Here is a 23011-nt window from a genome sequence, read left to right as displayed (position 1 = left end):
TCCGGAATTAACACTGGAATTTCCGGAATTCGCACGCATTTTTCCGGAATCAAAGTTAAAATTTCCGGAATTAACATCAATTTTTCCGGAATTAACACCAATTTTTCCGGAATTAATATCAAGAAAGGGGGAGAAGTATGAATTTGCGATTAACAGACGAACAGGAAATGATGCGAAAAATGGTTCAGGACTTTGCGCAGAAAGAGATTGCCCCATTTATTGAGAGGATGGAACAAGGTGAATTTCCACGCAGCATTGTCAAGCGAATGGGAGAGCTTGGATTAATGGGAATTCCTGTCCCAGCAAAATATGGCGGAGCGGAAATGGACTTTATTTCTTATATACTAGCAATCCATGAAATTTCTAAGGTAAGTGCGACTGTTGGCGTCATTTTATCTGTCCATACATCCGTTGGGACGAATCCAATTCTATATTTTGGAAATGAGGAGCAAAAGAAAAAATATGTTCCAAAGCTTGCTTCTGGTGAATATTTAGGAGCATTTTGCCTAACGGAACCAAGCTCGGGCTCAGATGCAGGGAGTATAAAGACAAAGGCGGTATTAGACGGTGAGCACTATATATTAAACGGTTCAAAAGTGTTTATTACGAACGGTGGGGAGGCTGACATCTACATCGTCTTTGCTTCGACAAGACCGGCGGCAGGTGCAAGGGGAATTTCCGCTTTTATTGTGGAAAAAGATACTCCAGGGCTTATTGTCGGAAAAGATGAGCATAAAATGGGCCTGCATGGATCGAGGACCGTTCAGTTAACATTTGAAGACATGAAGGTAGCGAGGGAGAATCTCCTTGGCGAGGAAGACCACGGCTTTAAAATTGCGATGGGGAATTTAGAAGTTGGCAGAATTGGGATTGCTGCTCAGGCACTTGGCATTGCAGAGGCCGCATTTGAAGCAGCGACGAAGTATGCAAAAGAGCGCCATCAATTTGGCAAGCCAATCGCCACTCAGCAAGGGATAGCCTTTAAACTTGCTGATATGGCTACACAAATTGAAGCAGCAAAACTATTAATCTACCGAGCGGCTGATTTGAAAGCAAATGGATTGAAATGTGGAAAAGAAGCATCCATGGCTAAGCTTTTTGCTTCGAAAACGGTGGTTGCCGTAACAACAGAGGCGATTCAAGTGTTCGGTGGCTACGGATATACAAAGGATTATCCAGTTGAGCGTTATTTCCGCGATGCAAAGGTAACGGAGATTTATGAAGGAACAAGCGAGATTCAGCGCATCGTGATTAGCAAGAATCTATAAAGAAAGAGGGAGCAAAATGAGATTCCAATTATCCGAAGAACATGAAATGATTCGTAAAATGGTAAGAGACTTTGCAAACAATGAAGTTGCCCCAACTGCTGCTGAACGGGATGAAGAAGAACGTTTCGATCGAGAAATTTTCACACAAATGGCAGAGCTCGGATTAACAGGTATTCCTTGGCCGGAAGAGTATGGAGGAATTGGCAGTGATTATTTAGCGTATTGTATTGCAGTTGAAGAATTGTCCCGAGTTGATGCATCAATTGGTGTAACTCTCTCAGCCCATACCTCCTTAGCTGGTTGGCCAATCTATAAGTTCGGCAGTGAGGAACAGAAACAAAAATATTTGCGCCCGATGGCTGTAGGGGAAAAAATCGGTGCTTACGGATTAACAGAGCCAGGAAGCGGATCAGATGCAGGTGGAATGAAGACAACAGCGCGCCTTGAAGGTGATCATTATGTTTTAAATGGCTCGAAAATTTTTATTACAAATGGCGGAATAGCAGACATTTATGTCGTTTTTGCCTTAACCGATCCAGCTCAAAAGACTAGGGGAACGACAGCGTTTATTGTCGAAAGTGGTTTTCCAGGTTTTTCGGTTGGCAAAAAGGAGAAAAAACTTGGGATTCGTTCATCACCAACGACGGAGATCATCTTTGAAGACTGCCGAGTGCCGGTGGAAAATGTTCTAGGTCACGTTGGCGAAGGCTTTAAAATCGCGATGATGACATTAGATGGTGGGCGTAATGGAATTGCTGCCCAAGCAGTTGGAATTGCTCAAGGGGCATTGGATGCAGCGACTAGTTATGCAAAGGAACGTCATCAATTTGGCAAACCAATCGTTGCCAACCAAGGGATCGGTTTTAAATTAGCAGATATGGCTACGAATATTGAAGCGGCTCGACTATTAACCTATCAAGCGGCATGGCTTGAATCGGAAGGGCTCCCATATGGGAAGGAATCGGCAATGTCAAAGCTATTTGCGGGGGATACAGCGATGAACGTGACAACAGAAGCAGTTCAAATTTTCGGCGGCTACGGCTATACGAAAGATTATCCAGTTGAACGGTTTATGCGCGATGCGAAAATTACGCAAATTTATGAAGGAACACAGGAAATTCAACGTCTTGTTATTTCAAGGATGATAACGAAATAAAGTTCTCCTGAAAAAAGGAGGGGGGATATCATGAATGAAAAAGCGTGAGGTTCATGCATCTGTAAAAGATGAGCGTCTTGTCATAAAAAGGAGAAATCAAATGATTAAAGGGGCTGTCACGCTTTTTAAAGAAAAGGGATTCCACCGAACAACAACAAGAGAGATTGCGAAAGCAGCTGGGTTTAGCATTGGAACGTTATACGAATATATTCGTTCGAAGGAAGATGTCCTGTATTTAGTGTGTGACAGTATTTATGATGAGGTACACAACCGCTTACAAAAGGATATTGATACAAAACGCGGTACTCTGGCTAGTCTTAAGCTAGGCATTGGCAATTACTTTAGAGTGGTAGACGATCTTCAAGATGAAGTGCTCGTCATGTATCAGGAGGCGAAATCTCTCTCCAAAGATGCTCTTCCATATGTGTTAAGAAAGGAAGCAGAGATGGCGCTCATCATTGAGGACATTATTAATCGCTGCGTTGAAAATGGAGAGTTGGACCTGTCAGCAGAACAGGTGAAACTCATGTCTCATAATATTGTTGTATTAGGGCAAATGTGGGCGTTTCGCCGTTGGAATATTCAAAAGATGTACTCTCTAGAAGAATATATCGAAATCCAAATCAAGCTTATTTTTGAGGGGATTAAGAACAAAGAAGTTTCATCACCATGAAGGGGCTTTAGTGGTGACTTGAATAATCATCGCAGGGACCAATCGGGTTTTGAGTGTTCCGAGGCGTCCTGCGTTTTTCTAACTAAGGGGGAGAAAGATGAGTACGCAGACTATTTATAAGCCGAAAAATCATATCCGTTTTGTGTCTGCATCCAGCTTGTTTGATGGACACGATGCCTCAATTAATATTATGCGCCGAATTCTTCAGGCAAGTGGAGCAGAAGTGATTCATCTTGGGCATAACCGTTCTGTGGAAGAAGTGGTCAATGCGGCGATTCAGGAGGATGTTCAAGGGATTGCCATGTCTTCTTATCAAGGAGGGCATGTTGAGTATTTTAAGTATATGTACGATCTGTTAAAAGAAAAAGGGGCCTCTCATATTCGCATTTACGGCGGCGGTGGTGGGGTAATTATTCCGCGTGAAATCAAGGAGCTGCATGACTATGGAATTGCGCGAATTTTTTCTCCAGAAGACGGGCGGAAGCTCGGTCTTCAAGGCATGATCAATTTGATGCTGCAGGAATGCGATTTTCCAACAATCGCAGCAGATGTTTCGAACTATATCAACAAGGTGTCGAAAGGAGATGTAGTGGCGACGGCAAAGCTGATTACGTTAGCAGAGCATCAAACACTTGAAGTCGCGACGGCAACTGAGGCTGCGGTGTTAGAGCAACTGAAGTCGATTGATAGACAGGCGCCTGTCCTTGGGATAACAGGAACAGGCGGTGCCGGGAAGAGCTCCTTAACCGATGAATTAATCCGTCGATTTTTAAATGAGATTCCCGAAAAAAAGGTTGCTATTTTGTCGGTCGATCCTACGAAGCAAAAAACAGGAGGAGCGCTTCTTGGTGATCGTATTCGTATGAATTCCATATTCTCTCCACGCGTCTATATGCGCAGCTTAGCAACAAGGGAGTCGAAATCCGAGCTGTCGTTGGCAATTAAGGAAGCGATTGCTGTGGTCAAAGCGGCAGGCTATGATTTAATCGTTGTCGAAACAAGCGGAATTGGTCAAGGAGATGCAGGTATTACGGAGATATGCGATGTCTCGATGTATGTCATGACCAGTGACTTCGGAGCTCCTTCCCAGCTCGAAAAAATTGACATGATTGATTATGCTGATTTAATCGTCATTAACAAATTTGAGCGAAAAGGCTCGGAGGATGCTTTAAAGCAAGTGCAAAAACAATATCAGCGAAGTCATATGCTCTTTGAAAAAGAGTTGGATGAAATGCCAGTCTTTGGCACGATCGCTAGTCAATTTAATGATCAAGGAACGAACGCTCTATTCGCTGCATTAATCGAAACGATTAATGAAAAAATGGCTACGAATTGGCGTACCTCCTTCAGTAAGAATGCGAAAGTTGAAAAGCAAAATATCATCATTCCAAATGAGCGCCGTTACTACTTAAGGGAGATTTCCGACACAGTTCGAAAATATCACCAAACAGCGGAGGAACAGGTAGAGCTGGCAAGAAAGCTATTCCAAATAGAAGGTGCACAGGAGGCATTGAAAGAGAGAGAAGAAAATGCCGAAGTGCTCACTGCTCTCCAACGTTTAAAGGATGAGGTGGAAAGTAAGCTCACCCCTGAATCAAAAAATATATTAGTAAATTGGGAAGCGACAAAAGAAACATATGCTGGAGAACAGTTTGTCACCAGAATTCGTGATAAGGAAATCGTGACAGCTTTAAGAACGAAAAGTCTGTCAGGAATTAATATTCCAAAGGTTGCTTTACCGAAATACAAAGATTATGGCGAAATTATCAAATGGGTCTATAAAGAAAATGTTCCAGGCAGCTTTCCCTACACTGCTGGGGTTTTCCCGTTTAAACGGGAAGGGGAGGATCCGAAGCGTCAATTTGCCGGAGAGGGGACACCTGAAAGAACAAATCGCCGCTTTCATTATTTGTCAAAGGATGATGCAGCAAAGCGCTTAAGCACGGCTTTCGACTCGGTCACATTATACGGAGAAGACCCTGATTATCGACCGGATATTTATGGGAAGGTTGGGGAAAGCGGTGTCAGTGTTTGTACTCTTGATGACATGAAAAAGCTATATAAAGGCTTTGATCTTTGTCATCCTTCAACCTCAGTTTCAATGACGATCAATGGACCTGCACCAATTATTTTGGCAATGTTCATGAATACGGCCATTCAACAGCAGGTAGACAGGAAAGAGGAAGAACTCGGCCGTCCTTTGAGTGAGCAGGAGCTTGAGGAGGTGAAAGCTAAAACATTGCAAACGGTGCGGGGAACGGTGCAAGCTGATATCCTGAAGGAAGATCAAGGGCAAAATACATGTATTTTTTCCACGGAGTTTGCCTTAAGGATGATGGGTGATATCCAGCAGTATTTCATTGACCATAAAGTACGTAATTATTATTCTGTTTCTATTTCCGGTTATCATATTGCCGAGGCGGGGGCAAATCCGATTTCGCAGCTTGCATTTACACTGGCCAACGGTCTTACGTATGTGGAGTATTATTTGAGCCGTGGCATGCATATTGATGATTTTGCACCAAATTTATCTTTCTTTTTCTCGAACGGATTGGATCCAGAGTATACGGTAATTGGTCGTGTAGCACGGCGAATTTGGGCGACTGTTATGAAAAATAAGTACGGGGCAAATGAACGTAGTCAAAAGCTTAAATACCATGTACAAACGTCAGGTCGTTCCCTCCATGCCCAAGAAATTGATTTCAATGATATACGGACGACATTGCAGGCTCTAATGGCTCTCCATGATAATTGTAATTCTCTTCATACAAATGCTTACGATGAGGCCATTACGACACCAACAGAGGAATCGGTAAGACGGGCAATGGCCATCCAAATGATTATTACAAAGGAACATGGATTAACAAAGAACGAGAATCCCCTGCAAGGTTCCTTTATTGTCGAGGAATTAACGGATTTAGTTGAGGAAGCTGTTTTGCAGGAATTTGAGCGGATGGATGATCGCGGCGGTGTGTTAGGAGCAATGGAGACTCAGTATCAGCGGGGGAAAATCCAAGAGGAGTCAATGTTTTACGAAATGAAAAAACATACTGGTGAGCTTCCGATCATTGGCGTCAATACTTATTTAAATCCAAATCCGCCATCAGAAGAGGAATTGGATAATATGGAGCTTGCTAGGGCCTCTAAGGAGGAAAAGGAACTGCAAATCCGGAATTTACAAGAGTTTCAAAAAAGGAATGAAGAGAGAGCAGAGATTGCTTTAAAACGCTTAAAAGAAGTCGCTGTTAACGGGGGCAATATTTTTGCTGAATTAATGGAAACGGTAAAAGTAGCGAGTCTGGGACAAATTACCCGTTCCCTTTATGAAGTAGGCGGGCAATATCGCAGGAACATGTGAGTGATCAGACCAGGGAAACAGTTTTCTCTGGTCTGAACTATTTTATTTCCCCAAGTAATGAAGGAAAATAGGACAGGGTCTTTACATTTCTTTACAAAATATATTTAGAGGAATTTTCACATTATCAATCATTTTACTTTATAATCAAGATAGTATGCAGATTGGGATGTGAGCGACGTTGAGAAGACGGATTATCATTTTTTTGACATTAAGTGTCATCCTTATGACCCTTGTTTTTTTATATGAGCGGCAGTTGGGTGCTGTTTCTTTTTTCCTATTGGCAATCTTTTTCTTTACGCTTGCCTTCGATCAGTTGTCCGATCCGTCAAAGAAGAAAAGGAAACAAAAAATGAAGCAGAAATCACCTTGAGATATTGCCTTAAAATAGATGAAGTTACAACTTTTAGAAAAAAGTAACAGATTGACTAACTGAAACTAGCATAAAGGGCTATATTTTGTTTATAATGGAGAATATGCTATTCAGAGTGTCAACAGAAGTAATATCAGTCGTAAGTGCTGATAACTCTAGGTTTACAGTGTTTAGATGGTGAAAGGATGTGCAAATGTTGAGTCTTAAACAATTCTCAAAAGAACAATTGCAAGAAATGTCATTAATAGAAATGGCTTATGAATTATTGAATAGTCAGAAGCAGCCAGCTTCATTTAAAGAAATCATGGATGAAATTACGGCAACATTAGGATTAACGGAAGAAGAGGTACGTGTAAAAATCGCTCAGTTTTATACCGATTTAAATATTGATGGTCGTTTCCTTTCTTTAGGAGAGAACCGCTGGGGACTACGAGTTTGGTATCCGGTTGATCAATCTGAAGAAGAAGTGATCACACCAACTAAGCCAAAGAAGAAGAAAGCTAAGAAGGTACTGGATGAAGACCTTGATTTCGATGAGGATGACGAAGAAGACGATATCGATTATGATGATATTCTTGCTGATGAAGAAGACGATGATCTACTAGATCTTGACGAAGACGACGAGGACTTCGATGAAGATTTTGAAGATGAAGATGAAGACCTTCTAACGGCTGATGAAGATGATGACGACTTTGATGATCTAGATGAAGACGATGAAGAGGATTTATAATCTTGACTTTTTTATAAGAGGCTTGTAGAATCATTTTTGGGCTCCTTAAAAAAGGAACGACAATAGTGATATGATTTACGCTCCCTTACAAAAATTTGTAAGTGGAGCGTTTTTATTTTATCTAAAAGGGAGACTCTTTTATTTCCATAGAAGAGTCTCGCGAGCTTTATGAAGAGTAGTCCAAAATAATAGCTTATCAATTTTTGGCATCAGCGATAAGAAAAATCAAGTTTGAGAAAACTAATGGGTGCAGGTGGTACATCTGATCTTTTCATAGGCAAATTTCTAGGTATCTATTACCCCTAACGCAGGCAGTATCAAACATTATCAACGGTTCACAGGCGATGCAAAAGAGGTTTTATTTTATGAAAAACGGGCAATTTTTAGTGAAGCATTAAAGGCTGTTTTTCATTATTATTTCGCTTTGTGGATGTACAAGTAGGAAAAATTAATCTAAAGGGGGATTTTTTGATGACAAAATATATCTTTGTAACTGGTGGAGTGGTTTCATCGTTAGGAAAAGGAATTACTGCTGCTTCACTTGGCAGATTGCTGAAAAACCGAGGCTTGAGCGTGACAATTCAAAAATTCGATCCATACATAAATGTGGATCCTGGAACGATGAGCCCGTACCAGCATGGAGAGGTTTTTGTAACGGATGATGGTGCAGAAACGGATCTAGACCTTGGTCATTACGAGCGTTTTGTAGATATTAATGTGACGAAGTTCAGCAATGTGACAACAGGAAAAATTTACTCAACTGTTTTGCAAAAAGAACGCCGTGGTGATTATTTAGGAGGAACCGTACAGGTTATTCCGCATATTACGAATGAAATAAAAGATAGAGTGTTCCGTGCCGGTCAAGAAACGAATGCTGATGTCGTGATAACGGAAATCGGAGGAACGGTTGGCGATATCGAATCATTGCCTTTCCTTGAAGCGATCCGCCAAATCAAAAGCGACATCGGACGTGATAACGTCATGTACATCCACTGTACCTTAGTTCCTTATATTAAAGCGGCAGGTGAAATGAAGACAAAACCTACGCAGCATAGCGTGAAAGAATTGAGAAGCTTAGGAATTCAGCCAAATATCATTGTTGTTCGTACAGAAATGCCAATTGCTGAAGATATGAAAGATAAAATTGCCCTATTCTGTGATATCGACCCAAGGGCTGTAATTGAATGTCCAGATGCAAGCACTTTATACTCGATACCTCTTACATTACAAGAGCAGCATATGGATCAAATTGTGCTTGAGCATTTAAAAATTCAAGCTCCAGAGGCAGAAATGACCGAATGGAAAGCATTAGTCGATAAGGTTCTTAACTTGTCAAAAACAACAAAAATTGCCCTCGTTGGGAAATATGTCGAGCTTCAAGACGCATACATTTCTGTGGTCGAAGCATTAAAGCATGCAGGCTATGCCTTTGATGCAGATATTGACATTAAGTGGATCAATTCAGAAGAAGTGAATGCAGACAATGTAAAGGAGCTTCTTCAAAATGTTGACGGTATTCTTGTTCCTGGTGGATTTGGAGACCGTGGTATTGAGGGGAAAATCCTTGCGACGCAATTTGCTCGTGAAAATAAGATTCCGTTCCTTGGTATTTGCTTAGGAATGCAGCTAGCTTCAGTAGAGTATGCCCGCAATGTTCTTGGCTATACAGATGCACATTCAGCTGAAATAGCTCCAAGTACGACGCATCCAATTATCGATTTGCTTCCTGAGCAAAAAGATATTGAAGATTTAGGGGGAACCCTACGCCTCGGCTTATATCCATGTAAGCTAACAGAAGGATCAAAAGCGTATGCTGCCTATGCAGATGAAGTGATCTATGAACGTCATCGTCATCGTTATGAGTTCAATAATAAATTTCGCCAAGAAATGGAAGAGGCTGGCTTCATTTTCTCTGGCACGAGTCCAGACGGGCGTTTAGTGGAAATTATTGAATTAGCAGACCACCCTTGGTTCGTGGCTTCTCAATTCCATCCCGAATTCACATCAAGGCCAAATCGTCCACAGCCATTATTTAGAGATTTCGTAGAAGCATCCATGAAAACGAATAAGTAAAACGAAAGTGTTAACATTAAAATGGCGTATAAACTGGGTTCAGTTTATACGCCATTTTTGTTGGAATATCAACTCATCTCCCCAAACTAGTGCAGGTGCGAGTATGTGTTCGGCTCAGAACGAAAAAGTTCGTATTTGGTTAGAGAAGAGGTAAATGGGCGCCCATTGCATATTGGCTGCTACTCGGTTACATCCCGCTCTTTCCGGACGAATAGAATTCGAATTCAACCGCTTTTCGAGAATACCGTGTTTGTTCTGGTTGAATCGGCCTCGTAATCGGTCACAACCCGGAAATACTTCGGTCGTTCCGGTCAAATCGGGGTTCCTTAATCGAACTTGCCCTCCTAGTAGTCTGCTAAAATTTCCCTTAAGGTTAAGGTTAACCCGTAATAGACAAATAGGGCTGCCATGGAAGCGGGATAGCCGTAACGGTTTCCATCTTCATCAGGGAGCAGGCCCCTTGTAACGTGCAAATTAATATGTACATCAGAGAGAGCGGCCAAACACTCCCTTTCATCGTTGGTTTTGGTTGCAACGGTGACGAAGGGAATTCTCCGTTCCTGTAACCACTTGGCAACTTTCAGCGCTTCCTTGTCATCGGAATATCTAGAAAAAATAACAACTCGATCTGCCTCGGTAACTTCGTGTTCATGGCCTTCCAAAGGCTTAGCAATTTTTAATGGCTCGCTGCTATGAAACGCTTCGGCTAAAATAGCTGCCATTTCCTTCTTTCCGTATAGGTAAATGATCCCGTCTCCGACCGCAGCTTGAGCGAGCAATCTCGCTCCATCTTCGAATGAAAATTCCTCTTTTTCATGTATTCGATTAAATAACCCCGTTAATTGGGTAGAAAACATTTTTAACATCGTAAAACCTCCTCGTCTAGATTATAATCAAGCTTTTTGGAAAAAGGCAAAATAATGATTTATTATGCAGGAATCTGAATGAAAGAAATAGAATTTAATGAGGTGGAAGGATTATCAACATTTTCCATCAATAGTAAGGCAAATATCTTTTTAAAAAAAGAATTTGCTCACTTCTCTTATTGGTTTCTTTCTCTTACATCAGGGGAAAAGAACTGAACATAGAATGTCTTTCAGAATGGTATTAAAAAAATGAAAAAAAATGAACGATTTTTTATTTCTCTATATTATTCGTTTTTTCATCAACTTGAGCCATGCTGAAATTCATATACATAAATGGTCACAACAGCATCAAAGTAGATTCTAAATTGAGGAAGAGGTGGTTTTATGAAAGGGAAGATTTTAATTGTTGATGATCAGTTTGGCATTCGTATTCTGCTAAATGAGGTGTTGCAAAAAGAAGGTTACGAGACCCATCAGGCGGCGAATGGAGTACAGGCTTTAGATATTGTGGCAAATAATTGCCCAGACCTAGTGTTACTTGATATGAAAATTCCAGGGATGGATGGAATTGAAATTCTTAAAAGAATGAAACTTATTAATCAAGAGATTCGCGTTATTATTATGACTGCATATGGGGAATTGGATATGATCCAAGAGGCGAAAAATTTGGGTGCTTTAGCTCATTTTGCCAAACCGTTTGACATTGATGATATTCGTGAAGCTGTTAAAAAATATATTTCTGTCACAGAAGAGTAAAATTATATTAAATTTTTATGAACAACCCTGTTTTGGAACGGGTGCTTGATGCAATAGGCTTTCTTTGTTTTCGAGCGCTCAAAGACAACGGTTTCATTTATTTTAATGGTATTTTGTCATTTACATATTTTTGCCTTTGTCCACAATCTGCATAGCTTTTCTTGAGCATATTTGGTAGAATGTTTTACAGGGTCATTCTTCACAATGCTTGAATGTTAAGTACATAACCGAGATTTATAAAGGGAAAACTTTTAAAGAATTTCAGCTATTGGGAGAATAGATCATGTAAAAGGAGGAAGAAAAATGCCTTTAGTTTCAATGAAGGAAATGCTTATTCAAGCAAAAGAGGGCGGCTACGCTGTCGGCCAATTTAATCTTAATAACCTAGAGTTTACACAAGCGATTCTACAAGCTGCTGAGGAGGAGAAATCTCCAGTAATTCTTGGTGTATCTGAAGGTGCAGGTCGTTATATGGGAGGCTTTAAAACTGTTGTTAAAATGGTTGAAGGGCTTTTAGAAGACTATAGAATTACAGTTCCAGTGGCGATCCATTTAGATCATGGATCTAGCTTTGATAAATGTAAGGAAGCGATTGATGCAGGCTTTACTTCTGTTATGATCGATGCTTCACATCACCCTTTTGAAGAGAATGTTGAAACAACGAAAAAAGTAGTTGAATATGCACATTCAAAAGGTGTTTCTGTAGAAGCTGAGCTTGGCACAGTTGGCGGTCAAGAAGATGATGTCGTGGCAGACGGCGTTATTTATGCCGATCCAAAAGAGTGCGAAGAACTTGTGAAGCTAACAGGCATTGATTGTCTTGCTCCAGCGTTAGGTTCCGTTCATGGTCCTTATAAAGGAGAACCTAATCTTGGCTTTAAAGAAATGGAGGAAATCGGTAAAGCAACAGGCCTGCCTCTAGTTCTTCATGGTGGAACTGGTATTCCAACAAAAGATATTCAAAGAGCAGTATCTTTAGGAACAGCCAAAATTAACGTAAATACTGAAAACCAAATTGCATCTGCGAAAAAAGTACGTGAAGTGCTTGCTGCAGACACTGAAGTGTACGATCCACGTAAATATCTTGGACCAGCACGTGAAGCAATTAAAGAAACAGTTATTGGCAAAATGCGTGAATTTGGTTCTTCAGGAAAAGCGTAATATTTCCAAAACAATGAACATGTCGACATAAAACCGCCTTTTCCCTTAAGGCGGTTTTAATTTCATTATTCTTGAATTTGCTCTTTATTTTAGGAGAATGCTCTTTGCTCAATTGAGTCAATAGTAGTAATGCTTGATGGCATACAGATAACGAAAAAGGAGAAATGGACGATGAAATTTTTTATTGATACGGCAAATATAGAAGAAATTAAAGAAGCTTTTTCCCTCGGTATTATTGCTGGTGTAACAACAAACCCATCGCTTGTAGCGAAAGAGAAAAATGTTACATTTGAGGAGCGCCTTCGTGAAATTACAGCCCTTGTTCCAGGGTCCGTTAGTGCAGAGGTTATTTCACTTGAGGCAGAAGGAATGATACGTGAGGGGCGTGAACTTGCAAAAATAGCACCGAACATCACGATCAAAGTGCCGATGACACCAGAAGGTTTAAAAGCAGTATCTGTTTTTTCAAAAGAAGGAATTAAAACAAATGTGACATTGATTTTTAGTGCTAATCAAGCTTTGTTAGCAGCTCGTGCAGGAGCTTCTTACGTTTCGCCATTTTTAGGGAGACTTGATGATATCGGTCATAATGGTTTAGAGCTTATTTCCACTATTTCTGAAATCTTCGCTATCCACGATATTGAAACTGAAATTATTGCAGCATCTATTAGACATCCACAACATGTAACAGAGGCAGCTTTACGAGGTGCCCATATCGCAACTATTCCCTATAAGGTTATTCTGCAACTATGCAATCATCCTTTAACGGATAAAGGAATTGAGGCATTTTTAGCAGACTGGAAAAATCGAGAAGAATAAACATATTTTTTAAAACATAGGCGAGGTGCCAAGCTCTACTTTTATGGTAAAGTGGTTAATGAAATAATCAGTTTTAAAAACAACGAATGTATTTGCTTGAACATGTCTATATTGCTAAATAAGCGAGTAGATTGGTTGTGACCCATTTTCTTTCATCATCAAAGTCGTGATGTTTGGAGGAAGCTACCTGTAAATGACAACATCATGCTAAGAAGGGAGTCAGAGATGGATAAGCTCAAAATTGCAGGCGGTTACCCTTTAACAGGGACAGTGCGGATAAGTGGAGCCAAAAACAGTGCTGTGGCTCTTATCCCGGCGACTATATTAGCCGACTCACCTGTTACGATTGAAGGTTTGCCGGAGATTTCTGATGTCGAGTTACTGAAGAGTCTTCTAGAGGAAATTGGTGGATCTGTTCAGTTTTCAAATCATGAAATGACCGTAGATCCTTCTTCAATGATTTCCATGCCATTGCCGAACGGGAAGGTGAAAAAGCTTCGAGCATCCTATTATTTAATGGGAGCAATGCTCGGACGTTTTAAAAAAGCAGTCATCGGTTTGCCTGGAGGATGCCATTTAGGTCCGAGACCGATTGACCAGCATATAAAAGGTTTTGAAGCATTAGGTGCGAGTGTAACAAACGAGCAGGGAGCCATTTATTTGCGAGCGGATGAATTAGTTGGTGCCAGAATTTATTTAGATGTGGTCAGTGTTGGAGCGACCATTAATATTATGCTTGCGGCTGTCCGCGCTAAAGGACGTACGATTATTGAAAATGCAGCGAAAGAACCTGAAATTATTGATGTCGCCACTCTTCTAACAAATATGGGTGCAAAGATAAAGGGAGCTGGTACAGATGTGATCCGCATCGATGGCGTTGATGAGCTTCATGGCTGCAGACATACGATTATTCCTGACCGAATCGAGGCGGGTACGTACTTGATTTTGGGTGCAGCGGTGGGTGAAGGAATACTCATCGATAATATTATTCCTCAACATCTTGAATCATTAATTGCCAAATTGCGGGAAATGGGCGTTCCGATTGAGACGAAGGACGATCAGGTTTTTGTCGGGAAAGCGGATACTTTTAAAGCGGTAGATATAAAAACACTTGTGTACCCAGGGTTTCCGACTGATCTGCAGCAGCCTTTTACCTCATTGTTAACAAAAGCTGAAGGAACGAGCGTTGTTACAGATACGATTTATGGTGCTCGCTTTAAGCATATTGACGAGTTGCGAAGAATGAACGCTAATATTAAGGTGGAAGGGCGTTCGGCTATTATTAGCGGTCCTGTCAAACTTCAAGGTGCCAAAGTGAAGGCAAGTGACCTGCGTGCTGGGGCGTCTTTAGTGATTGCTGGATTAATAGCGGAAGGGGTCACTGAAATTACGGGGGTCGACCATATAGATAGAGGCTATAGTCATTTAGTTGAAAAACTCGAAGGCTTAGGTGCAACGATTTGGAGAGAGCAGCTTTCAAAAGAAGAGATGGAGCAAATGAAACAAGCTTAAACAAACTAGAAATTGCAGATTGTTACTTCAGTTGTTCATACGCTGGAGGATAGTTGGGGGAGGAAGACCGATGGAAAGAAGTTTATCAATGGAATTGGTTCGTGTTACAGAGGCGGCAGCATTGTCATCTGCTCGTTGGATGGGTAGAGGAAAAAAGGACGAGGCTGATGATGCTGCGACTACAGCGATGAGAGATGTCTTTAACACGATCCCGATGAGAGGTACAGTCGTAATCGGTGAAGGTGAAATGGACGAGGCGCCGATGCTTTATATTGGCGAAGAGCTAGGAACTGGAAACGGACCTGAAGTGGACGTTGCTGTCGATCCTCTCGAAGGGACAAATATTGTGGCTTCAGGAGGCTGGAATGCGCTGGCGGTAATCGCAATCGCTGACCGCGGCAACTTGCTTCATGCTCCAGATATGTATATGGACAAAATTGCTGTGGGGCCGGAAGCCGTCGGTCAAGTTGATATAAATGCTTCAGTCACTGATAATTTAAGAGCGGTTGCAAAAGCTAAAAATAAAGATATTGAAGATGTTGTGGCAACGGTGTTGAATCGTCCACGTCATGCCAAGATCATTGAAGAGATTCGTGAAGCTGGTGCTCGTATTAAATTAATTAATGATGGAGACGTTGCTGGCGCGTATAACACGGCATTTAAACGGACGGGAGTAGACATTTTATTCGGTTCCGGCGGAGCCCCGGAGGGAGTGCTTGCGGCAGTTGCCTTAAAATGCTTAGGTGGTGAACTTCAAGGAAGGCTTCTTCCTCAGGATGATGCCGAATTAGAACGCTGCAAGAAGATGGGGATTGATGTGAACAAGGTACTGCGAATGGATGACCTTGTGAAGGGGGACGATGCCATCTTTGCAGCAACTGGTATTACGGACGGTGAATTACTAAAAGGTGTGCAATACAATGGGGCATACGGTTCTACTCATTCTATCGTCATGAGAGCAAAATCGGGAACAGTACGCTTTGTTGAGGGTCGCCACAGTCTTAAAAAGAAACCTCATTTAGTGATAAAATAACATCTTAATGCTCTGGCTCCTCCCATCATTGAGCCAGAGCTGCAACCTAGAATGGCGAAAAACCAGCTCAAAGATTAAGAAAGTTGAGGTCAACAGGAAGACATCAACTCCTTCCAATATCAAAAACCTTCCTACCATGACAACCAAATTAAAAATTTATATTGATTACTATTTATAAAACAGGGTAAAATAAAAATTGTTTTTTATTTGAGTCAAGTTCACACAATTTAAGCCGAAGTATAAAAACGGTATTTATACATTCGTTTTGCCAATCGGGATTTTCCAAAACAAGGCATTTTTCTGATCGATGAAATTGACTGAAAATAAGTGAATTTATCTCTTCTCATGCTTCTTATAGCCTCAAAATGCATTCTTTCCTTATTTTTTAGAGAAGTCCCGTGTTCAATAAATAAAAGATAGTTCGTTAATAGAGGCTCAAGATAAAAAAATCCAATTTATAAAATTAAAGAGTGGTGTAATGATGGAATTAACAATTTCAGGCTTAGAAAATATGAAGCTAAAAGAACTCTATGAACTTGCAAAAACATATAGAGTATCTTACTACAGTAAACTAACAAAAAAAGAATTAATTTTTGCCATCCTTAAAGCACGTGCAGAGCAGGAAGGTTATTTCTTCATGGAGGGAGTACTTGAGATTATTCAATCTGAAGGCTTCGGTTTCCTGCGTCCGATTAACTATTCCCCTAGCTCAGAGGATATTTATATTTCTGCATCGCAAATTAGAAGATTTGATTTAAGAAACGGTGATAAAGTATCAGGTAAGGTTCGCCCTCCTAAAGAAAATGAGCGCTATTTTGGCCTTCTCCATGTTGAAGCAGTAAATGGCGATGACCCAGAATCGGCGAAAGAACGTGTTCATTTCCCAGCCTTAACTCCCCTCTATCCAGATAGACAAATGAAGCTCGAAACAACACCGAAGCATATGTCTACGAGAATTATGGATTTAATCGCACCAGTTGGATTTGGACAGCGCGGTTTAATCGTGGCACCGCCAAAGGCAGGTAAAACAGTGTTATTAAAACAAATTGCCAATAGTATCACCACGAATCATCCTGAAGCGGAGTTAATCGTTCTTCTCATTGACGAACGTCCAGAGGAGGTAACAGATATTGAGCGCTCTGTCGCTGGTGATGTTGTCAGCTCGACCTTTGACGAGGTTCCAGAGAACCATATTAAAGTTGCTGAGCTCGTTCTTGAAAGAGCAATGAGGCTTGTTGAGCATAAAAGAGATGTCATTATTTTAATGGATAGTATTACACGTCTTGCTCGTGCTTATAATCTTGTCATTCCGCCGAGTGGACGAACTCTCTCCGGAGGGATTGATCCAGCTGCCTTTCATCGACCAAAGCGTTTCTTTGGGGCTGCCCGAAATATTGAAGAGGGTGGCAGCTTGACGATTTTAGCAACAGCTCTTGTCGATACCGGCTCCCGTATGGATGATGTTATTTACGAGGAATTTAAAGGGACAGGGAATCTTGAACTTCACCTTGATCGCAGCCTTGCCGAAAGGAGAATTTTCCCTGCGATTGATATACGTCGATCTGGTACGCGTAAAGAAGAACTACTTATTCCGAAGGATCATTTAGATAAGCTGTGGGCAATCCGTAAATCCATGACGGACAGTCCGGATTTTGTGGATAAATTTTTACGTAAGCTTAAATCAACAAAGTCGAATGAAGAGTTTTTTGCCAAGCTGGATGAGGAGATTAAAGCGAAGAGATCTTAAGTTGATGGCTTGAGGGAAATGCCTATTTAATGATAGGGTAGCATAAGATAAAGCCTATTTTGTGTAAAAAAATTCCCATATTGCAAAACAAATCTCTCGCTGTTATAATAGAGTTTGTGCGTTTATGATTTTCAGGCAGCATGGCCATACTATGCTGTATATGATAACTCTGTTTCGAAAGATTCAGGGCGGAAGGAGATGAAAAGGAATGAAATCAGGAATTCATCCAAATTATAAAAAAGCAACGGTGAAATGTGCTTGCGGTAACGAGTTTGAAACAGGATCTGTTCAAGAAGAAATCCGTGTTGAAACTTGTTCTGAGTGCCATCCATTCTATACTGGACGTCAAAAATTCGCTGAAGCTGGCGGACGTGTTGACCGTTTCAATAAGAAATATGGCCTTAAATCACAACAACAATAATCAATCATTAAACAGGCAGAACCTTTGCCTGTTTTTTATTTCAATTTTGCCAAATTTCTAAGGAATTTATATAGATTAGTTTTACATAGATTGAGTCCAAGTCATTGTGCAAGTGAAGAGGAAGCTCCTTTTCTAGTTGAAGTTAGAACATTGTGACATTGGTTCGAATCGTATGTATCATGGAAGGAGAGACCTGTACATGTATGTAGTAAATCATCACGGCTGGGTGGAAGTAGTGTGCGGAAGCATGTTTTCTGGTAAATCGGAGGAACTGATTCGCCGCGTTCGTAGGGCTGAATACGCGAAACAAAAAGTAGTTGTTTTTAAGCCGAAAATTGATAATCGCTATAGCAGCGACGCTGTTGTCTCTCATAATGGTACATCATTCAATGCTATTCCAATCGCTCATTCAACAGATATTTTTAAACATATTGAATCAAATGAAGAGATCGTTGCCATCGATGAAGTTCAATTTTTCGATTCGGAGATCGTGAACGTTATTCAGCATTTAGCAGACAGTGGACATCGTGTTATTGCTGCGGGGCTTGATCAGGATTTCCGCGGCGAACCTTTCGGGCAAATGCCAAATATAATGGCGATTGCAGAATCGGTCACAAAGCTTCAAGCGGTTTGCACAGTGTGCGGTTCGCCAGCTAGTCGCACACAACGTTTAATTAACGGTCGCCCTGCTTCCTATGATGATCCGATTATTTTAGTAGGAGCAGCTGAAGCCTATGAAGCCCGCTGTCGCCATCATCATGAAGTTCCAAAGTCGCCGAACGTACTAGCAAAGAAAACCATATCTAAGTCAGTTTGAATGTAGTGTAGCTATTTGAAAAGATCTTTGAACTAAAGCAGGTGAAGGATAGGCGAATCTTCCTTGACTTGCTTTTATTTTTCTTTGAACGGTGATGAAAAAGAATAAAGCCACTTACAGTCGTGGTTTACGTTTAGCTATGAAATGAAAATGGCCAATTTGATATGGCAACCTGGTTGATTCGAGCGGAGATTTAAACTTGTAGGGAACAGATAGTCACCGTCCACCGTCGCTCGGAAAAAAATAAAAGGAAGCGAAACTTTCGCTACCTTTTGTTGATAATCTGAACAATCAGTGTCCGTTTGCTAATTATAGTCTTATGTGAACCTCCGTACCTTCTTTATCTTTAATATCGACGAGAACAAGTCCCTTATAGTTTTTTAATTCTCTGATAATGGGCTTTAGCATTTCTTTCTCTATTGATGGCAGCGAATAGTCCCATTTTTTTTCTTCGGAGTGTGTTTTTGTCCGTTTGCTAAGTTGTTGTTGAACCAACTTTGAAGATAAAACCGAGATGCCGATGTCTAAAATTGCATACGGAATGGGGATGGAAAAACGGATGTCCTTTGTTTTCACTTTTAAATGGATCATAAGCAACTCACTATTCAATGATGATAGAAATGGTATCGCCGTTTGCTGACTTTACATCAACAATGGGGCCATCCAATTCATTTTCGATCGCATCAATAATAAGATTGATATCAATGTCTTTTACATATTTCTCTGACTCAGGGATGCTTGCCGCGATGCTGTGACCAGCCATTAAAACGACCTTAACAAGCTTTAGCGGCAAATTGACTGTGACATTATCGTTATCCGTTGACTGAATGCGAACTTTGAGCATCTTGTCAAAGTAATTGTTTGATTTTGGTTTTTCAACGAACGAATCTGTAGCTTCTTCTTTATCTTGTAAAATTTGAATTAATTCAGCCCCCTTATCGGCATCAATTTTCCCATCTTGAACCATTGATAATATCTTGGCAATTTCCTCTCTCATTGCAAATTCCTCCTATTCTTCTTTTAACAGCTTAATGGCTTCTTCTGCAGTAATCTCTCCATTTTCTAACATCGTTACAACTTTCTTCTCATCGACTTCATTTTTCTTTTTCGGTTCATATCCAAGTGCTGAAATGATATCGTTCAATTTTCCACGAACGGTTGGATAAGAGATCCCCAGTTCTTTTTCGACCTCTTTGATGTTGCCTCGGCAGGTTAAAAAAATTTCAACAAAATGAAGCTGTTCTTTTGATAATGAAGCTAATTTCGACAATTCAAATTCATTCTCGATGGTTGTATGACAATGGGAACAGTGTAGCCTTGTCACCTTTAAGGTTTTACTGCAGACAGGACAGTTTGTAATGATCTTATAAGTCATTCTTGAAAATCCTTTCCTTTGTTTGTTTTGATTATATATCAAATAAATTAATTGGTAAATAATAAAAATTAATTATTTAATTAAATAAATTTAATTATTTATAACAATAATTAAAAATATTAATTTTTATAAAATGTAAGCTCTCGAAATTTTGCGCAAAAAGGAAATAACTTCTTCAACCCATTTTCGAAAATTGGGCATTCTAAAAAGAGAATAATGAAGGATGTGAGATGAATGAGGAAACTTTCGTTACTTATCTTTCTCTTCTGTTTAACGGCCTGTGATGGTGCGCTACAAAATGAACTGGTTGAAGATAAAAACCCAGTCGAGACGAATGTCACGAATCGTGAACTTCCTGGAAGGACAATGTCTGACCAAAATCCGAATTTAATAAATACAGGTTCAGAGCGTAATCAAGGGACGGATATTGAGCATGCAAAAAAGGTCATTACTGACACGGGTGAGTTTACCCCGGATTCTGTTTGGATTAACGGCAATGATTTGTGGGTGACAGCACACACAGAGCAGAATCTATCGGCAAAGGAAAAGATGGAGGCGCAGGCTAAACTCCATAAGCTTTTGATTGCGGCACTCCCTAGCTATGATATAGAAGTAAAAGTGAATGAGGAATAAAAAAAGCATGCTCAAACTTGCGCATGTTTTTTTTGGATTGGTTTTGACGATGTTTGGCCTCTATACTATAATTAGAATGTTATGGGTATTTGATATAGTCCACAAATCAACAATTGTAACTCAATGAATGAATCTCAATTAGTATATTTTAAATAAACGAAGAAATGTCAAACCCTTTCTAAAGGGAAATAAACCTGAGGTGAAACGCATGTTTGATCGATTACAAGCGGTGGAAGACCGTTATGAGAAGTTAAATGAACTATTGAGCGATCCGGAAATTGTTAATGATCCGAACAAATTACGTGAATATTCTAAAGAACAGTCAGATATTCAAGAAACAGTCGACGCTTATCGTGAATATAAAGAGGTGCGCTCACAATTTCAAGATGCGAAAGCGATGCTTGAGGAAAAGCTTGACCCTGAAATGCGTGAAATGGTCAAAGAAGAGCTTAATGAGTTAGAGGAAAGGGTGGAAGAGCTTGAAGCGCGCTTAAAGATCCTTCTGATTCCTAAAGATCCAAATGATGATAAGAATGTAATCATGGAAATACGTGGGGCTGCTGGAGGCGATGAGGCTGCCTTATTTGCGGGAGATCTTTACCGCATGTACAGCCGTTTTGCAGAAGCGCAGGGTTGGAAAATAGAAGTAATAGAATCCAGTTCCACAGGTGTAGGCGGATTCAAAGAAATTATCTTTATGATCAATGGAAATGGCGCTTATTCAAAGCTTAAATTTGAAAATGGAGCCCATCGTGTTCAGCGTGTTCCTGAAACTGAATCTGGTGGACGTATTCATACTTCTACAGCGACAGTAGTTGTTTTGCCGGAAGCAGAAGATGTTGAAGTTGAAATTCATGATAAAGATATTCGCTTTGACACATATGCTTCCTCTGGTGCGGGTGGACAGAGCGTTAACACGACCATGTCGGCTGTGCGTTTAACCCATATTCCTACTGGCATTGTTGTTACTTGTCAGGATGAAAAGTCCCAGCATAAAAACAGAGATAAGGCAATGAAAGTACTGCGCGCTCGCGTGTACGATAAATTTCAACAAGAAGCGCAAGCAGAATATGACCAAAATCGCAAATCTGCTGTTGGAACAGGAGATCGTTCAGAGCGCATTCGCACGTACAACTTCCCGCAAAATCGTGTGACAGATCATCGGATCGGTTTAACCATCCAAAAGCTCGATCAAATTTTACAAGGGAAATTGGATGAAATTATCGACGCTTTAATTTTAGAGGATCAGTCCGCGAAATTGGAAAGTGCTTCAGATGTGTAAGAAAGTGTTCGAAGCCCTCAAGTGGGCTTCTTCTTTTTTAACGGAGCGAGGTCGCGATGAAAATGCGGGGGAATTATTACTTCGCCATTATACGGGGATGAACCGCGCAAAGTTGTTTGCGAGCTTCCATGATGAGCTTTCGCAGGACGTTTGGCAAGCGTTTGCTAAGGCGGTCCATCAACATGGTGAAGGGGAGCCGGTACAATATTTAATCGGATATGAGGAATTTTACGGCCGAACTTTTTCGGTGAATAAAGAAGTTCTTATCCCAAGACCAGAAACGGAAGAGCTTGTCTATCATGCTCTTGAGAGAATGAAGAAAAAGTTTGCCGCGGATCAGGTTGTTTCTCTTGTTGACATCGGGACGGGCAGTGGGGCGATTGCGATAACGATGAAGCTAGAAAGGGAGAACCTCATCGTCACAGCGACAGATATAGCTAGGGAATCACTTGAGGTAGCGAAGAAAAATGCAACTGAGTTAGGAGCTGAGATTTCTTTTGTTGAAGGCGACTTGCTCACTCCTTTTGTGGAAAAGGGGCAAAGGTTTGATGTTCTTATGTCAAATCCTCCCTACATTCCTGAAGGTGATCGAAAAGCGATGTCGGTAGTAGTTACAGAGCATGAGCCGCATCGAGCTCTTTTTGCAGGGAATGACGGGCTTGTCATTTACCGCCGTTTAATGGAGCAATTGCCATTTGTCATGAATGAAAAGGCGATGATTGCATTTGAAGTTGGGGCAGGTCAAGGTGTGCTTGTGGCCCGATTGGTGGAGGATGCCTTTCCGCAGGCAAGCGTTGAAGTTATCCATGATATTAATGGCAAGGATCGCATGGTGTTTGCTGAATGGGGATAACGAGAAAGGACTTTTTAGGAAGTCCTTTTTTTTGTTTGACCGATAAATGAATTCTAAGACCGATATAATCCAATAAAGACCGAAATAATCAATTTAAGACCGATATCG

Annotated in this window: 23 protein-coding genes; 19 read left to right on the top strand and 4 right to left on the bottom strand. The window is 40.8% G+C overall.

Features of this window, described 5'->3' with window-relative positions; translation table 11 throughout:
• Positions 1–137 precede the first annotated feature (137 nt).
• The 7 genes from PZE06_RS08630 to PZE06_RS08600 all read left to right on the top strand — a co-directional run bounded on the left by PZE06_RS08630 (position 138) and on the right by PZE06_RS08600 (position 9628).
• Positions 138–1268 carry an acyl-CoA dehydrogenase gene (locus PZE06_RS08630; RefSeq protein WP_150914400.1) on the top strand — a complete coding sequence of 377 codons (1131 nt, stop codon included), beginning with the start codon at positions 138–140 and terminating at the stop codon, positions 1266–1268.
• A 16-nt stretch (positions 1269–1284) separates the two neighbouring features.
• A complete protein-coding gene (locus PZE06_RS08625; RefSeq protein ID WP_150914398.1) occupies positions 1285–2424 on the top strand; it encodes an acyl-CoA dehydrogenase in 1140 nt (379 codons plus the stop codon).
• Between the two features lie 34 nt (positions 2425–2458).
• Positions 2459–3097 (top strand): TetR/AcrR family transcriptional regulator, encoded by a 639-nt coding sequence (locus tag PZE06_RS08620; RefSeq protein WP_150914396.1) that lies wholly within the window; start codon positions 2459–2461, stop codon positions 3095–3097.
• 97 nt (positions 3098–3194) lie between these two features.
• A complete protein-coding gene (gene icmF / locus PZE06_RS08615; RefSeq protein WP_150914394.1) occupies positions 3195–6455 on the top strand; it encodes a fused isobutyryl-CoA mutase/GTPase IcmF in 3261 nt (1086 codons plus the stop codon).
• A gap of 178 nt (positions 6456–6633) precedes the next feature.
• Positions 6634–6825 carry a hypothetical protein gene (locus PZE06_RS08610; protein WP_150914392.1) on the top strand — a complete coding sequence of 64 codons (192 nt, stop codon included), beginning with the start codon at positions 6634–6636 and terminating at the stop codon, positions 6823–6825.
• 196 nt (positions 6826–7021) lie between these two features.
• Complete coding sequence (rpoE, locus tag PZE06_RS08605; RefSeq protein WP_150914390.1) at positions 7022–7555, top strand: DNA-directed RNA polymerase subunit delta; 534 nt, start codon at positions 7022–7024, stop codon at positions 7553–7555.
• A gap of 471 nt (positions 7556–8026) precedes the next feature.
• On the top strand, positions 8027–9628 hold the full coding sequence (locus PZE06_RS08600; RefSeq protein ID WP_150914388.1) for a CTP synthase: 1602 nt from the start codon (positions 8027–8029) through the stop codon (positions 9626–9628).
• Between the two features lie 344 nt (positions 9629–9972).
• On the opposite strand, the gene PZE06_RS08595 is transcribed toward PZE06_RS08600, so the two are convergent.
• Positions 9973–10494 (bottom strand): DUF2529 domain-containing protein, encoded by a 522-nt coding sequence (locus PZE06_RS08595; RefSeq protein WP_150914386.1) that lies wholly within the window; start codon positions 10492–10494, stop codon positions 9973–9975.
• 78 nt (positions 10495–10572) lie between these two features.
• Here PZE06_RS08595 and PZE06_RS08590 point away from each other — a divergent pair, with 78 nt between their 5' ends.
• The 9 genes from PZE06_RS08590 (at position 10573) to PZE06_RS08550 (ending at position 18760) form a co-directional block, all read left to right on the top strand.
• Positions 10573–10710: a hypothetical protein gene (locus PZE06_RS08590; RefSeq protein WP_191963541.1), complete on the top strand. Its 138-nt coding sequence runs from the start codon at positions 10573–10575 to the stop codon at positions 10708–10710.
• A gap of 168 nt (positions 10711–10878) precedes the next feature.
• The gene (locus PZE06_RS08585; RefSeq protein ID WP_150914384.1) at positions 10879–11250 is read left to right on the top strand and encodes a response regulator; all 372 of its coding nucleotides are present in this window, start codon (positions 10879–10881) and stop codon (positions 11248–11250) included.
• 303 nt (positions 11251–11553) lie between these two features.
• Entirely contained in the window at positions 11554–12411 is an 858-nt protein-coding gene (locus PZE06_RS08580; RefSeq protein ID WP_150914382.1) for a class II fructose-bisphosphate aldolase, read from the top strand.
• A gap of 171 nt (positions 12412–12582) precedes the next feature.
• On the top strand, positions 12583–13230 hold the full coding sequence (gene fsa / locus PZE06_RS08575) for a fructose-6-phosphate aldolase (RefSeq protein WP_150914380.1): 648 nt from the start codon (positions 12583–12585) through the stop codon (positions 13228–13230).
• 225 nt (positions 13231–13455) lie between these two features.
• Positions 13456–14742 carry a UDP-N-acetylglucosamine 1-carboxyvinyltransferase gene (locus PZE06_RS08570; RefSeq protein WP_150914378.1) on the top strand — a complete coding sequence of 429 codons (1287 nt, stop codon included), beginning with the start codon at positions 13456–13458 and terminating at the stop codon, positions 14740–14742.
• Positions 14743–14812: 70 nt separating this feature from the next.
• Positions 14813–15775 (top strand): class II fructose-bisphosphatase, encoded by a 963-nt coding sequence (glpX, locus tag PZE06_RS08565; protein WP_150914376.1) that lies wholly within the window; start codon positions 14813–14815, stop codon positions 15773–15775.
• 481 nt (positions 15776–16256) lie between these two features.
• On the top strand, positions 16257–17522 hold the full coding sequence (rho, locus tag PZE06_RS08560) for a transcription termination factor Rho (RefSeq protein WP_150914493.1): 1266 nt from the start codon (positions 16257–16259) through the stop codon (positions 17520–17522).
• 208 nt (positions 17523–17730) lie between these two features.
• Entirely contained in the window at positions 17731–17943 is a 213-nt protein-coding gene (gene rpmE, locus PZE06_RS08555) for a 50S ribosomal protein L31 (RefSeq protein ID WP_095312119.1), read from the top strand.
• Between the two features lie 199 nt (positions 17944–18142).
• Positions 18143–18760 (top strand): thymidine kinase, encoded by a 618-nt coding sequence (locus PZE06_RS08550; RefSeq protein ID WP_095312118.1) that lies wholly within the window; start codon positions 18143–18145, stop codon positions 18758–18760.
• 309 nt (positions 18761–19069) lie between these two features.
• Here the strand turns inward: PZE06_RS08550 and PZE06_RS08545 are convergent, their stop codons facing one another.
• From PZE06_RS08545 to PZE06_RS08535, 3 genes are read right to left on the bottom strand one after another with little or no spacing between them, the layout of a single operon-like run.
• Positions 19070–19351, bottom strand: a complete 282-nt coding sequence (locus PZE06_RS08545; protein ID WP_150914373.1) for a hypothetical protein — start codon at positions 19349–19351, stop codon at positions 19070–19072.
• A 10-nt stretch (positions 19352–19361) separates the two neighbouring features.
• Entirely contained in the window at positions 19362–19757 is a 396-nt protein-coding gene (locus tag PZE06_RS08540) for an SHOCT-like domain-containing protein (RefSeq protein WP_150914371.1), read from the bottom strand.
• Between the two features lie 12 nt (positions 19758–19769).
• The gene (locus PZE06_RS08535) at positions 19770–20135 is read right to left on the bottom strand and encodes a DUF2089 domain-containing protein (RefSeq protein WP_150914369.1); all 366 of its coding nucleotides are present in this window, start codon (positions 20133–20135) and stop codon (positions 19770–19772) included.
• Positions 20136–20369: 234 nt separating this feature from the next.
• Between PZE06_RS08535 and PZE06_RS08530 the strand changes: the two genes are divergently transcribed.
• From PZE06_RS08530 to prmC, 3 genes are all read left to right on the top strand, one after another.
• A complete protein-coding gene (locus tag PZE06_RS08530) occupies positions 20370–20768 on the top strand; it encodes a hypothetical protein (protein ID WP_150914367.1) in 399 nt (132 codons plus the stop codon).
• Between the two features lie 208 nt (positions 20769–20976).
• Positions 20977–22050, top strand: a complete 1074-nt coding sequence (gene prfA, locus PZE06_RS08525) for a peptide chain release factor 1 (protein WP_150914365.1) — start codon at positions 20977–20979, stop codon at positions 22048–22050.
• Positions 22043–22903 carry a peptide chain release factor N(5)-glutamine methyltransferase gene (prmC, locus tag PZE06_RS08520; protein WP_150914363.1) on the top strand — a complete coding sequence of 287 codons (861 nt, stop codon included), beginning with the start codon at positions 22043–22045 and terminating at the stop codon, positions 22901–22903. The genes prfA and prmC overlap by 8 nt, the downstream gene beginning before the upstream one ends.
• Positions 22904–23011 lie beyond the last annotated feature (108 nt).

Source organism: Robertmurraya sp. DFI.2.37, from assembly GCF_029211245.1.
GTDB lineage: Bacteria > Bacillota > Bacilli > Bacillales > Cytobacillaceae > Robertmurraya > Robertmurraya methanolica_A.
Note: the sequence above shows the minus strand (reverse complement) of the source record. Positions and strands in the feature narration are given on the sequence as shown.

Excerpts from the sequence above, each read along its gene's own strand:
- rho (WP_150914493.1), top strand. The coding sequence starts at position 16,257 with ATGGAATTAACAATTTCAGGCTTAGAAAATATGAAGCTAAAAGAACTC.
- PZE06_RS08620 (WP_150914396.1), top strand. The coding sequence starts at position 2,459 with ATGAAAAAGCGTGAGGTTCATGCATCTGTAAAAGATGAGCGTCTTGTC.
- PZE06_RS08530 (WP_150914367.1), top strand. The coding sequence starts at position 20,370 with ATGAGGAAACTTTCGTTACTTATCTTTCTCTTCTGTTTAACGGCCTGT.
- PZE06_RS08590 (WP_191963541.1), top strand. The coding sequence starts at position 10,573 with ATGAAAGAAATAGAATTTAATGAGGTGGAAGGATTATCAACATTTTCC.
- fsa (WP_150914380.1), top strand. The coding sequence starts at position 12,583 with ATGAAATTTTTTATTGATACGGCAAATATAGAAGAAATTAAAGAAGCT.
- PZE06_RS08550 (WP_095312118.1), top strand. The coding sequence starts at position 18,143 with ATGTATGTAGTAAATCATCACGGCTGGGTGGAAGTAGTGTGCGGAAGC.
- PZE06_RS08625 (WP_150914398.1), top strand. The coding sequence starts at position 1,285 with ATGAGATTCCAATTATCCGAAGAACATGAAATGATTCGTAAAATGGTA.
- PZE06_RS08570 (WP_150914378.1), top strand. The coding sequence starts at position 13,456 with ATGGATAAGCTCAAAATTGCAGGCGGTTACCCTTTAACAGGGACAGTG.
- icmF (WP_150914394.1), top strand. The coding sequence starts at position 3,195 with ATGAGTACGCAGACTATTTATAAGCCGAAAAATCATATCCGTTTTGTG.
- glpX (WP_150914376.1), top strand. The coding sequence starts at position 14,813 with ATGGAAAGAAGTTTATCAATGGAATTGGTTCGTGTTACAGAGGCGGCA.
- PZE06_RS08580 (WP_150914382.1), top strand. The coding sequence starts at position 11,554 with ATGCCTTTAGTTTCAATGAAGGAAATGCTTATTCAAGCAAAAGAGGGC.
- PZE06_RS08540 (WP_150914371.1), bottom strand. The coding sequence starts at position 19,757 with ATGAGAGAGGAAATTGCCAAGATATTATCAATGGTTCAAGATGGGAAA.
- prmC (WP_150914363.1), top strand. The coding sequence starts at position 22,043 with ATGTGTAAGAAAGTGTTCGAAGCCCTCAAGTGGGCTTCTTCTTTTTTA.
- PZE06_RS08535 (WP_150914369.1), bottom strand. The coding sequence starts at position 20,135 with ATGACTTATAAGATCATTACAAACTGTCCTGTCTGCAGTAAAACCTTA.
- rpmE (WP_095312119.1), top strand. The coding sequence starts at position 17,731 with ATGAAATCAGGAATTCATCCAAATTATAAAAAAGCAACGGTGAAATGT.
- PZE06_RS08595 (WP_150914386.1), bottom strand. The coding sequence starts at position 10,494 with ATGTTAAAAATGTTTTCTACCCAATTAACGGGGTTATTTAATCGAATA.
- prfA (WP_150914365.1), top strand. The coding sequence starts at position 20,977 with ATGTTTGATCGATTACAAGCGGTGGAAGACCGTTATGAGAAGTTAAAT.
- PZE06_RS08630 (WP_150914400.1), top strand. The coding sequence starts at position 138 with ATGAATTTGCGATTAACAGACGAACAGGAAATGATGCGAAAAATGGTT.
- PZE06_RS08585 (WP_150914384.1), top strand. The coding sequence starts at position 10,879 with ATGAAAGGGAAGATTTTAATTGTTGATGATCAGTTTGGCATTCGTATT.
- PZE06_RS08600 (WP_150914388.1), top strand. The coding sequence starts at position 8,027 with ATGACAAAATATATCTTTGTAACTGGTGGAGTGGTTTCATCGTTAGGA.
- PZE06_RS08545 (WP_150914373.1), bottom strand. The coding sequence starts at position 19,351 with ATGATCCATTTAAAAGTGAAAACAAAGGACATCCGTTTTTCCATCCCC.